The organism is Hymenobacter roseosalivarius DSM 11622, assembly GCF_900176135.1.
Taxonomy (GTDB): Bacteria; Bacteroidota; Bacteroidia; order Cytophagales; family Hymenobacteraceae; genus Hymenobacter; species Hymenobacter roseosalivarius.
In genome coordinates this window covers 1-12632 of the sequence record NZ_FWWW01000122.1, presented here as the reverse complement: position 1 = coordinate 12632, position 12632 = coordinate 1, and the positions used below count along the sequence as shown (strand labels likewise).

The 12632-nt window shown below is 58.6% G+C and carries 4 protein-coding genes and 1 pseudogene; 1 reads left to right on the top strand and 4 read right to left on the bottom strand.

Going from position 1 to position 12632, the window contains the following annotated elements:
• Nucleotide 1: 1 nt before the first annotated feature.
• The 4 genes and pseudogenes from B9A24_RS21170 to B9A24_RS21165 form a co-directional block, all read right to left on the bottom strand.
• A complete protein-coding gene (locus tag B9A24_RS21170) occupies nt 2-5668 on the bottom strand; it encodes a DUF6443 domain-containing protein (protein WP_234997602.1) in 5667 nt (1888 codons plus the stop codon).
• A 138-nt stretch (nt 5669-5806) separates the two neighbouring features.
• Nucleotides 5807-5929, bottom strand: a pseudogene (locus tag B9A24_RS23335) (hypothetical protein); the annotation flags it as partial.
• A complete protein-coding gene (locus B9A24_RS21875) occupies nt 5919-6530 on the bottom strand; it encodes a hypothetical protein (RefSeq protein ID WP_143435168.1) in 612 nt (203 codons plus the stop codon). The pseudogene B9A24_RS23335 and the gene B9A24_RS21875, both read right to left, overlap by 11 nt.
• Nucleotides 6531-6588: 58 nt before the next feature.
• On the bottom strand, nt 6589-10116 hold the full coding sequence (locus B9A24_RS21165) for an RHS repeat protein (RefSeq protein ID WP_084448107.1): 3528 nt from the start codon (nt 10114-10116) through the stop codon (nt 6589-6591).
• A gap of 1029 nt (nt 10117-11145) precedes the next feature.
• Between B9A24_RS21165 and B9A24_RS21160 the strand changes: the two genes are divergently transcribed.
• A complete protein-coding gene (locus B9A24_RS21160; RefSeq protein ID WP_084448105.1) occupies nt 11146-11568 on the top strand; it encodes a lipocalin family protein in 423 nt (140 codons plus the stop codon).
• Nucleotides 11569-12632: the final 1064 nt, after the last annotated feature.

Below are 12632 nucleotides of genomic sequence, written 5' to 3'. Positions count from 1 at the left end.
GTTATTTTTTCTTATATTGTTCAACAATTTTTGCCCCTATTTGATCAGGTATTTTTTCTCTATCTGATTCAGGACGCCTCCGATTATTAAAATCCTTATTAATTTCTACCTTATTAGTAGCATGAACAATTTCATGCCCTACAGTTGCACCTATTGCTTGCTTTTCACTTAGGCCCGCATACTTGCCACCCGGCTTGGTACTTGCCTTTACACTTCCCCTATAAACAGTTATTGAAGCCACTTGTGGCATTACAGTACCGTCCTTTTGTTTTATATAAGAATCTCTTTGAGTTCCCGCAGTTCTAAGAGATTTTGAACCATTTTTACTAGTTATCACTCTAGTTTCATTTACAGTAAATAAAGCAACTCTTACACTTGATGACTTCAGTGTACTCAGTTGTTCTCTTCCTTGAGGAGTCAAAACTAATGTGCTTGCTATCAATTTAATATCATTCGTTGCATTGGGAGAAAAAGTAAGTTGATTATTTTTGCCCACATTTACATCTACGTGGTTTCCTTTAGGATCAACAATTTCTCTACCATCAGGATCATAAAAGCGCAGGGCGTTGTCCATTCCAAACTGATAGGTGGTCCAGCTTTCCTGGTCGGCCTCCTCCGCATCGGGGTCGGTGACCACCCATCGTCCCAGGGCCGGGTCATAGAAGCGCCAGCCGTGGTCGTGCCAGCCCAGGCCAAACTCACTTTGCTGCTCCTTGCCATTCCAGCTGTACTGGTTCAGGTCCTTCAGGCCCGGGCTGCGGGACAAACCGACTAAATCGAGGCCAAAGGGATCGTAGTGGTTTTCCTGCACCTGCAGGCCCTGGCGATGCTCGACCGTGACGTTGTCGAAGAACACATCCGAGTCGCTCTCGTTGGCCACGTAGGCCTGCACGTAACCCGCCTTCGGCACGAACACGCGCTGATACAGGCGCTCGTAGCCCCCTTTGGCCGCCAGACTCAGCGGCACCTCCTTGTGATCGATCAGCACGGAATCCTGGTTATAGACCAGTACCCGCAGGTAGGCCCTAGGCACCTCCTGCACCAGTTGCTGCACGGCCGGCACCATCGCCAGGCCCAGGCGCAGCAAGGGCAGCACCCGCACCTTTGGGGTGCCCCCATCGCCCGTGGACATCGTGGCCGGCTGCTGCTGGAGCACGGAGGCCACGAAGGAGGCCAGCAGGAAGTTCCACTGACTGTTCGTGACCGGCTGCTGGTACATGGCAAAGGCCGTCACCTCCACCGTGTCCCCGCGGCTGACCACCAGCTGCTTCACCGGGCCCAGCGGCCGGGGCTGGGTGCCCCCGGCATTCAGCAAAGCCACCCCGTCCCCGCCGTAGGCGAACTGCATGCCCACCGTCTGCCGAATGGGATAGGAAACGCTCACCGAGTCGAACTGCTGCTGCTCGCGCGCCAGTTGGTCGGGGTTGGAGTCGAGCATGGCTATATAGGTGGTGCGCTCCCCGGGCCGGAAAGCCACGCGCAGGTTACCCAGATGATCTTTCAGGGTGTACTCGTAAGCGATCCGGGGGTATACCTGTCCCGCGGCATCCTTCCGGTACTGCACCAGGGCCCGGCCTTCGCTGTGGGTGAGCCAGCGCAGGGAGTCGCGCTCGTACTGCCAGCCACCCGCGTAGTCGGTCTGCACCTTCTCCTTCGTGCCTTCGAAGGCGAGCTTGGCCACTTTCTGCCCCGAGGCCGCGTAGCGGTACTCCAGGGCGTTGCCATTGCTCCACTCGATGCGCTCGGGCAGGTGCAGAAAGTTATAGCGAATGCTGGTAATGCCCTTGTTCTTATCACTGGTCAACGAGCCGGCCGCGTCGTAGCCGTAGTCGGGCGTGGTGCTGCCGCTGGTGGCCCCATCCGTGAAGTCGGGACGCTGAGGCACCTTCGTGCCAAAGGCCGTGGCCGCGGGCGCCAGATCATCCACCCGCCGCAGGCGGTTGCTGGCGGGCTCGGCGCTGCCACTGGCCGCCTCGTAGCGGTAGCGCAGGTTGTCTGTCTCGGCGTACTGGGCCGCCGCGAGACGCGAGGCCGGCTGCACCAGCCCGCGGCGGCGCAGCGTCAGCAGGTTACCCCCCGCATCGTAGCTGGCGGCCCAGAAGCGGTAGTTCTGCTTTTCCGCGGACCAGCTACTGGTGGGGCTTACGCTGGTGCGGGCCACGAAGTTGCCCTGCAGCAGGCGGCTCAGCTCGTCATAGCGGTAGCCGTAGGCCCGCTCGATGCCGTCCTCAGCCGAGCGCCAGCGCTGCCCGGCGATGTTGCCGTTAAACTGGGGCAGGGTAAAGCCGCAGTCGTAGCTGAGGGCAAAGCTCCACAAGTCCTGGGGGTCAGGCTGGGCCAAATCGTTGATGCCGGTCAGCCAGCCGCGGATGTTGTAGCGGTAGTCGACCCGCTGCAGGGGCGCGGGGCTGGCGTCCGTAGGCAAGGGCACGGCAACGGCCGTGCCGGCCGCGGCCAGCGGCAAGGTGCCGCCCAGCTGCTTTTCTTCCAGCTGGCCCAGCTCGTTGTAGGTGTAGCGGGCCAGCACCTGGGGTGAGGCCCCCTGCAGCTCCTGGGTCAGGGTCAGCAGGCGCCCGGCATGGTCATAGCGGCGCTGCTCGCGCACGGGCAACTCGCCCTGCTGGTCAGGATCCGTGTGCACGGTGTAGGAGGTGAGGGCCTGGCCCGTGAAGTCAAAGCGGGTGGAGACCACATCCTGACCGCCGCGGGCGTTGGTACTGCTGACCTGGATGGGCCGCAACTTCTCATCAAAGAAAGTCGTGGTGGTCAGCCACGCGCCCACCGCCCCGTCGGCCTGGCCCAGCACCCGCACCAGGGAGCGGGTGAGCTGGCCCGTGACCCGCGCGTCGGCTTGGGGAACCTCACTAGCGGCGCAGGCCAGCGCCGCGGCCGTCGGGACCTGGTAGGTGACGTCGGCCTGCCCATTCTGATCGAAGTCGTAAGTGTCGTAGTAGCTCACGCTCAGCAGCTGCGCGTCCACCTGGGCCGGCACGTCGGGGAAGGAATTGTGCGTGTAGTAGGCGCGGCTGAGTACGGGGCTGGCACTGGGCGTCTCGAACAGGGGTTGCTCTTGTTCGCTGGCCTCGTCGGCCCGGCCCTGCAGCGTTTGGCGCAGCTGGTCCGCCGAACCCGTCAGATCGGGAAAGCGCACCAGAGCCGTGTAGATCACCCGGCCCAGGGCGTCGTACTTGGTCACGACCCATTCTTTGGTAGCCTGCTGGGTCACGTCCTGGGTGAGGATGGGCCGGTCCAGCGCGTCATAGACCGTGTACTGGTAGCCGGCTTGATCCGGAATCTGCTTTTCCGTGAGGCGGCCCTGCGCGTCGTAGTGGTAGCGGAACAACAGGCGCTCCACGCCCGCGCCCGTCACCTGCCCGTTGTTTTTCCGGATCAGTTGCTGCGCCTTAGGGGGCACGACCGCCCGCAGGCGGCCGAAGTCATCGGTGACGTAGTAGGTGCTCAGCCACTGAGCCGGGGCGTTGCCCCCTACTTGGGCCACTTGCTTGAGCACGACCCGGCCTTCCTTGTCCGAGAACTCCCGGGCCGTCTGCTGCTGCTCGTCCTGGCTTTGCTTGACCCAGAGCTCCCCGGGGGCGTAGAAACCCTGATAGACGAGGTCCTCACGCTCGCTGCCGTAGCCGGGCTGCCAGCGCCGTACGGAGTCCACTTCCGTATTGGGCCGCTCCTGGGATGTAATGGGTCGTTGGCTCATGCTCCAGCTCTCACCGGGGCTGCTCTGCGCTAAGACCCGGTTGAGGGGCGAAGGCTCGAAGCCCGTCTCGGCGTAGGCCACTCCCGTCCGGGGCAAGGTGGCCGTTAGACCCGTAACCGCGGGGTCGGAACTGCCCCCGGCGTAGAAGGTGTGCTGCTCGCGGCGCGCATCGGGCCGGTAGGCCCCGTCCGCCGTGGCGGGCGCCGAGTAAGGCAGAAATTGTTTGGGTTCCCGCCCGAGGGCGTCATATTCCTGCACCTGGACTAGGTCCCGGCCCGTGGGCGAGGCCTGGCGCTGCACGGTCTGCACCGGCCGCCCTAGTCCGTCTAGGTACTGGGTCGTGACCTGCACCTGCTTATGCGTGCCGGCCGTTAGCCGGCTGGGCTCCGTAAACGCTTCGCGGGCCGCGTAGGTGCGCACGTAATTGACGGGGTCTTGCGCATCGCCCCGACTCGTCGGGGGCACCGCCGTGATCAGCGGCGAGCAGGATCCCTCCACGGGGGAATTGGTAGCCAGCGGCGCGTAGGGCAGCTGGCTCAGATACACGCTTTTGGTGTAGAGCGTCAGGCCCGCCACCCACCCGTTGGTCACCCGCAGCCGGTACTCGCCTTCCGTGGCCTCGTCCCCGGGTCCGACGGTCACGGTGGGGGCCTGCTGGCCGGGCAGCGCCGTCCAGAACTGGCCCACCCGGCGCTCCCACTGGTAGACGTTCTGCTGCCCGCCCATCGAGCGGGTGATCGTCACCGGCTCGCCGTGCTGGAAGTACACCGTATCGGCCGGGCCCGGCGTGCGCTGAGGCGCGTAGTAGAAGGCGGGCTGCACGGGCTGACTGGGCCCGGTGAAGTTGCTTTCCAGGGACGCGAAGTCCAGAAAGTTGCTATTCACGTAAAAGTCACCGGGCACGCGGGCCGCCCCCACCCAGCTGGGAAGGTCCGTGAATCGGTTCTCGCTCAGGTAGAGCGCGGCCAGGGGCAGTTGCGTTAGGCTCCTAGGCACGGCCCCCGTGAAGCGGTTGCCATTCAGGCCCAGCTCCTGCAGGGCCGCGAGTTGACTAAGGCCGGCGGGCACGGGCCCCGTCAAGCGGTTATTGCTTAGGTACAGGGCCCGCAGGTTGCCACCCGCCAGCAGCGCCGCGGGAAAGCCGCCCGTGAGCTGGTTGTTGCTCAGATACAAGTACTCCAGGCGCGTCAGCTGGCTCCAGTCCGCGGGCAGCGACCCGGTGAGCTGGTTGTTGTTCAGGCCCAGGCCCCGCAGGGGCAGCTGCCCCCAGCCTTCGGGAACAAAGCCCGACAACTGATTGTGGTTGAGATAGAGTTGAGTCAGCCGGGACAGCTGGCCCAGGCTGGCGGGCAGCAGGCCCCGCAGCTGGTTATGCATCAGGTAGAGGTAGTCCAGGTCTTGGAGCTCTCCGATGCTCGCGGGCAGGGGACCGCGCAGGTTATTATACGCGAGCTGGATACCGCGCAGCTGGCCTTGCTGCACGTCCAGCCCGTACCAGTTCTGACACTGGCTGATGGAGCGCACGGCCCGCCAGGCCGCGTCCCCGCTGGGCCAGTTCTCGTGACGGGTCCAGCTGTCCCCCTGCGTGGCCTCGTAGAGCTCGCGCAGGGCCCGCAGCTGGGCAATATCCCCCGGTTGGGCGTACACGCTCTTGCTGTACAGCGTCAGGCTCGTCACCCAGTCGTTGGTGCCGCGCACCCGGTACAGGCCCGCGGCGGTCGTATCGGCCGCGGCCAGCACCAGCACCGAGTCGGTGGCCCCACTGACGGGTTGCCACTGGCCGCTGACTTCCCGCTCCCACTGGTAGTGGGTGCGGCGCCCGCCCAGCGAGCGCGTCAGCCGTAGCGTGTCGCCCACAGTAAACTGGACCGTGTCGGCGCCGGGCGGCGTGCGCTGGGGCGCATAGCTGAAACCCGCTTTTATTGGTTGACCTGGACCCGCAAAATTAGGTTCCAAGGAGCCAAACGGGAGAAAGTTAGAGGAAGTACTCAGTGTTGTCAGGGGGCTTGATGCCACCCAAGCGGGGAGGCGAGTCAACTGGTTACCAGCCAAACTCAGCGAGGTGAGCGCCGGTAACTGGGCCAAGGCAACCGGGACCTCTCCAGTAAACGAATTGTTATGCAGTTGCAGCCTGGTCAACGCTCGCAACTGCCCCAGGGCAGCGGGTAACGGTCCGCTTAGGCGGTTGCTGTGCAGCGATAAGTGGTCAAGCAGCACTAAATTCCCCAGCTCCGGGGGCAAGGCTCCCGTTAGTTGATTGACGGAGATAATCAGCAAAGTTAATTGCGTCAGCTGACCCAGGGTGATGGGAATCGGCCCCGAGAGCTGATTGCGCCCCAAATCTAAAAAACGTCAACTGGCGCAGATGGCCAATCTCGGGGGGAATCGCGCCCGAGAGTTGGTTGAGGCCGATCCACAAAAACTGCAGCTTACTGAGTTGCCCCAGCGAGGGGGGCAGGGATCCGCGAATACTATTATAGGGTAGCTCCAGATGTTGCAGGCCCTGCAGCTGCGCGATCGAGGCAGGTAATACGCCTTGCAAGCCGTTCGTGGGCAGGGAGAGACGCGTTACATCGTTATTGCTGATGGTGACTCCATGCCACGTAGCCGCGTCGGCTAGAGTGGTGCCACTTAGCCAGTTTGTACGATTCGTCCACGTAGGGCCACCCGTGGCGGCGTAAAACTCCCGCAAGACGCGCAATTCGGTCGAGTCAGGCACGAGGCCCTCCGCAGAAGGCGTCTGGGCCCACGCGCCGGGCCCAGCCAAGAGGAGAAGAACGAAAAATAAAAGTAGGCGACGCAGATAGCAGGGCAGCATATACCAGGTAAATCAGACAGGGAAGGCAAGCGAAAGGGGCAGCAGGAACGCGAAGGCGCTAGGGCTGGGTGGCGTACTGGTATTCCTGCTGGGAGAGGATGCGGCCCTGCTCGTCGCGCACGCGCAGCAGGCGCCCCAGCGCGTCGTACTCGTAGTAGCTGGTGCGCCCATCCGGGCCGGTTTGGGAGGTCAGGCCCACCAGCGGCTCATGCGTGTAAGTCGTCATCTGCGCGCCCACCGGGTGCAGGCGCAGCTCATCCACTAGCAGAGACGGGCCGGTTCCTGTCGCCCCTAGACTTACTTGTCCGACCGACGTAAAATGCAGACGCGTCCGATACTGCTGCCAGTCACCTGGGGCGGTGGCTATTCGGTTAGGCCCGCCGGCGAGCTGCGTGCCCCCCGTGACTTGAAGTTGGGGAATGCCGCTACCCTGCACCCAAAAGGATAGCTCGTAGTCATCGGCCGGAAGCTGCTCACTGGAGATGACACTTGACGTGGTGAGTAAGTAAGCCCAGCGCCCGGTGCGCCCGCCCGGCCGTCGCGACCCTCCCGCGCTTTGGTCGTAGCGCCATCGGCCGGAGTTGGTTGATTCAAAGCTGGTGGCCGCGACTTGACTGAACTGGGCATTGCGGGCCACCATGAGCAAGTGCTCCTCTATTTCATCCCATAGATAGGCATTGCTGCGGTCGGCACTAGCCGTAATCTGCAGTGGGTTGCCGAGCCTATCGTGTAAATCATAGGAGAAATCCGGCTGATAGCTGGGATCGGCGGTAAAAAGCCCATTGCTAATCCGGGCCGGCCTGAAGTTGCTCGACGGAGCCGCTAGACGCGCTGCATACTCTTTCTGGCGTACGGGCACTGCAGCGGCCGAATAGTCAAAGCGAGCCGCCTTCACAACCTTATTCTGACGGTACTGAATTTCTTCTACAGGGGCCGTGAGAATACCTTTGCTGCGTAATTTGAGCAACGCGGCCATTTGCCCATCCGGAGACGAGGAGGATAAATCCAAGTCCGAGGGATAGGTGATGTGGGTCGAGGCCGAGTCCTGCGGCGAAAAGACCTGGGTCGTGATAGACGGTTGCAGGTGCTCGAAATTGGTGACGTAAAAGCGCTTGGTCGTTTGAAAAGTATCCGTGGACGCGTACCGCGTTTCAATTTCTTTGCTCAGGTAACGGACGACCGACGGCAATTTATAGAAGCCATAATCATACTCATTGCACCCTCCCAGTGACTTCAGATTTTTTACAGTCCGGATGTATACGCCTACGATATTGAGGTCGTGCCGGGCTTTGGGGGCCAGTTGAAAGTCCCAGAAATCTTCGGGATCGTGCAGCAGGGCGTACACGTACTGGGTCTTTTTGACGGGACTGTACACCCCCCCTTGCTGGACGTAGTGATCTACATCCGTGAGCTGTCCCCGCAACCACGCATAGCTGGTAGGAACCAAGCCCGGCATGGGCTTGTACACATCATCCCGCCCGTTTTCATAGGTGTAGACAGTTTTCCCTTGGGTTTGCGCCGTGTCTTGGTACTGCTCGATTTGCTGGTAATACACGGGAGCTTCCGGAAACCCCAGTGTATACACCTGAGAGCCCATATACACGCTCCAGTCGCACGAGACGTCGCCATAGGGGCTTGATTTGGTGGTATACATTTGCCGGCGATACGGCTGCACCTGATTCGCCTGCGTGCCCTTGAAGCGGAAGGAAACCGTTTTTACCAGCCGATTATTCGAATCATAAAAGCCCAGTTTTTTGCAGCGAACGCCGTATAGGGGAAGGCGGACTTGGCTGGTGATCAAGGTATCGTAACGGACCGAAATGAAGGCCCCATCTTGCTGGCAGGCGCGGTTGTTAACCGTGACCCGGTATGTCCCCTTAGGCATGACGAGGGAGGTGGTATCCGAGGTGCCGGAGGCGTGGAATTGAAAGCTGGTGGAGGTTAACGGCAGTTGTACGATAGCCACGGTGCTACGGCAACCCGTAGACGTGTTAGGTAGAATCCACGAGATACTGCGTTTCCGAGTATGGCCGAGCACCATGGTAGTTTGGGTGGTGGTATCCATACCCGCATTGAGGGTTGCATCCGCGTACGTCGTTCGCTTAATGCTCGTGGTGAGCTGATGGGGTGCTTCGTAGGTGATGCGTTGCTGGCCGCCCGTGGGGTAACGAATGGAACGAAGCAGCGCAAAGCGGCAAGCCAGGGAATCGGGCTCGCGGTCCGCATGTAAGTCATAGGATAGGTCACCAATTAGGTTTTGGTTACCATCTCGTCCGTTATAATAGCCAAAATGATCTTGGGCGAACGAAAGGCGAGAGGGAACGGCTAAGAGGGTGTCGTAGGAAAAAACGTGTGGAGGCAGGGTATTTTCCTGCACGCTAAGCAACTTCAGGCGGGCGTATAAATGTTGCGTGGCCGTATCCGTAACAGCATAGCGGGCGGTCTTGAAATAGGAATGAGCAAAAACAAAGTTTTTGACCGCCTGGCCTGCTGCGGTGGTAACGGTAAGGCCGGCTATCCGGTTAGTGCCGGGATTATCTAACCGCTGCTGGGCGTCATAAATAACATCGAGCCGACCCGTCTTCGCTTGGATGGACGTGAGGCGCGGGGCCGTAAAGCTCTGCTGGCGCACGGTATAAGCATCCGTAATCGACTTGGTGGAGCCGTTGTCGAGGCAGCTGTTGAAGTGAAATACTTCCAAGTCCGTCCCTAATTCCTGGCGGTAAAAAACACTTTCATAGGTCAGTAGAATTTCCTCGCCATAGGGGTTAATGATTTTACTGAGGTAAAACCCGGATATGTAGGGTCCGCCATTCGTTGGCCGGACTGTCGACCCATTGAGGCGTGAAATAGTGGAGGTGCGCTCGCGTTGATCAAAAATAAAGTGATTGCCCGAGGCGTCGACTGCCTCAAAGTATGGATCATCGGCAGCCGTGCGTTTGAGGAAGATGCGTATATTACTATGGGGTATGGCGTAACAGGCCCCGGTGGAGTCCAGAGCAAAAGCGGTTTGCGCTCCCGGCATTTTTAAGTTAAACTCGTCGGGTTGCGAATCTAGCAAGCCCTCATTCACCATTTCGGCGTAGTTGTGCTCCGCGTTTACGGGCGAGGAAGGGTTAGCTCCATCGCACCATAAATAGCCTGAGGAGCTGGCGGGATACTTACTCAGCGCGGGATGAAAGGAGCGGTGCCCTCGGTAGCTGTCGTTATATAAATCCGGCTTGCCATGCACCGTCACGGAAATGACCCCTCCCGCGTCCAGTACCCAGCCTAAGCCAACGTTGGAAGCGGTTTCATTGACGCGAATACCATTCCCGCCGGTATACACTAATTGCACCGGTACTTGAATTCCCCCTGCCGCCAACGTATACAGGGGAATAGAAAATGGGGCCTTGCCTGTCGCACTGACCGTAGGATTTAAATCTACCTTGCTCAACGCACCGGCCTCCGGAGAAGGAGGAATCAGCTTATTCTCCCAGATATAGGGGGCGGGCGAAACAGCCTGTTGCGCGGACGCTATGGGAAGGAGACTACAGTAACCAAGAATAACGCCCAGCAGGGCTCGTACGGAGTACAGTCGTACCATATGGCTTCGTAAAATACGGATGCAGATAATCAGGTAATCGGGGCTAGCTGAGATTTGCTTACTTACCGAGACGCGGAAAGAGCAACAGGGTTAAGCAGGCTTAAAAGGCAGTCCATTTCTGGAAAAAATATAATATAAGGGAGCGATTGAACGAGTTGCCTAAATCAGCATGATGGCTCCAGCTAAGTATCAAAGCGAGAAATATAGAAGAGGTTTGCTACCTAGAAGCGAGCTGGTTTCTGAGGGTAGCATCATATTCAATCAAGGCAACAAGGTTAAAATATATTTATGTATAATACAAATATTGTTGCTAAAAATATAACTAATCTTCTTAATAGCTGGAATTAATGATTTCTTCAGCTTTCGGGTAGTGCGAGTAAGTCAGATTTAACTATTGCATGGTTTGGCATAGCGCGTAGATGTAAATAGTATTTTTGAAGAGCCAACTTCATCTTATCTAATCATTGTACATAAAGGTCATGATCTCCTTAACTACTTAGAAAAGATATAATTAGAAAAGCGTTATATATATACCTGCGACCGGTGTGACTATTGGAATAGTGAAGAGAGGTTTTGGAATTGCTTCGTCTGCATCCTTGGTGTACCCGAAAGCAAGGCGGTCGTTGATCCAATTGGACGATGCCCAACCCCTGATAGGGACACTGGTTTGTCCTCAATTTAAGGAGCGGTGACACGGCCTGGTTAGTTCTCGCCTTTAGCTATATTCCTCTCCTTGACCGGCTAATACTCTTCCTCTCTGGCACCCTCTAGGCCTTCGGGAGCTCGACGAGGGCTGCCAGAATGCCCGGCGTCCCGTTCCGCTGGGTCATGGTCCACCGGCCCCTAGGGTGGGGCTGCGGACTTTCCTGCTTCCTGAGCGCCCTCCCCACTCGTCCTTCGCCCTCACGTCGTCAGGGGCTCTCTGCTCTTGCCTAGTAATGGAGTGCACACAAGGAAAGGCTAAGAAGCCGGAGGTAACAAAGAATCGAAGCGCCTAGCACCAGCCGCATTCCGGTGTAACTTGCCCGCATGAAAAAAATGCTCCTCGTTCTTTGCTTGGGGGGCTGCCTAAGCAGCTGCGCTAAACAAGAAGAAACGCCCTCGCCGGCCCCTCCCACCCCGGCCGTCACCCTCGTGGGAACGTGGACGGGCATCACGGTCCGGGATCAGGAGGACTATCATGACAGCACCCCAGATCGGGATGTCACCAATAATATGCCGGCCGGCTTATTCACGCTTAAATTTACGGCCGAGGGGACGCTGAGCGCCACCACGCCCAACGGCACGCAAATCGGCACCTACCGCCTGGATCAGCAGGTGCTGACGACTACGTATAATGGGCGGGCGCATACCTCCACCGTGGAGGAGTTAACCCTCCGCCGGTTGGTCCTCAAGCAAGTCACAACGGATGCGCAAAGCACCTTCACGACGACGTACACGTATGCCCGCTAACTTTACCCCACGGGCCCGCGCCGGGCGCCTTTAGGGGGCGGATAAACGGCACGATCCTCTGGAACACCTCGGCGGTATCACTGGTCGCAGACCACTGGCGGAGAGAAAGTAAACACGGGCTCAAGCAAGGGTGGGGACGCGTAGCGGTTGCGCCCGGCGATAGGCCAGCTCGTTCTGCCGCAAGGCCACGAGCGCCGGCACAGCGAGGCCCAGCAGTTCGCCCACGCGGGTGAAATGTTGCAGCGTGGTGTTCTTTTTCCTATTGGCGGATTTACACGCTAAGCAATTAACTAGCTGATTTATTGCTTATTGCCAACGGCATACACCCACCTTATCACAAAGGATTTCCTTTCTGATAAGCTCAGGCTAGCCTTCTAATTGCTTGGAATCGACCTTTTCTTACCTGTCTTTGAGCCACACTTTTTGATAAGAGGTCATTTTCGGGCTTAGCGTGTAAATCCGCCAATAGGAAAAAGAGCCCCACTTAGCGCCTGACCCAGTAGGGCAGCAAGTAGTAGTTTCTTCATGGGTAAAATCTACTAGAAATACGGCCTAGTGCCAGGGCGAAGGGCTGAGCAGTAAAAGAAGCGCTATCCTCACCCCCTAATTCCTGCCGGCTAGACGCCCGCGCAGCCAAGTGGCCACGAGAGCATCAACTAGCAGGAGTAGGAGTAAACTAGCCGAGGAAATACCATCCAAACACGTTCTACGTAGCACGTACTTCAGCGCTACCTATCGTGGAGGAATACCACGTTTGTAAGCTATGACAACCAAGGGGTATTTTGTTACTTATTCCAAGACGCGGTTTATAACTCTTCTTATGTTTAGCGACTTTTTCGGGAAGTAAAACAGGGCGTGTTATTTTGATATTCGTAGAAACCTCCAACTTGCTGTGTCTTTTCTCTCGCTGGCCAACAAGCCATAACCCGAACACCGGATGAAGCGACTAGCCCTGTTCTTAAGCCTGCTGACCGGGTGTAACGCGGCCGATTCGCCGATGCAACTGGAGGCGTATTTGACGGACCATGGCAAGGGCGTGTATTGGGATATCGTCAGCTCCACTG

Coding starts and splice junctions, on each gene's coding strand:
- B9A24_RS21875 (WP_143435168.1), bottom strand. CDS start 6,530: ATGCTGCCCTGCTATCTGCGTCGCCTACTTTTATTTTTCGTTCTTCTC.
- B9A24_RS21165 (WP_084448107.1), bottom strand. CDS start 10,116: ATGGTACGACTGTACTCCGTACGAGCCCTGCTGGGCGTTATTCTTGGT.
- B9A24_RS21160 (WP_084448105.1), top strand. CDS start 11,146: ATGAAAAAAATGCTCCTCGTTCTTTGCTTGGGGGGCTGCCTAAGCAGC.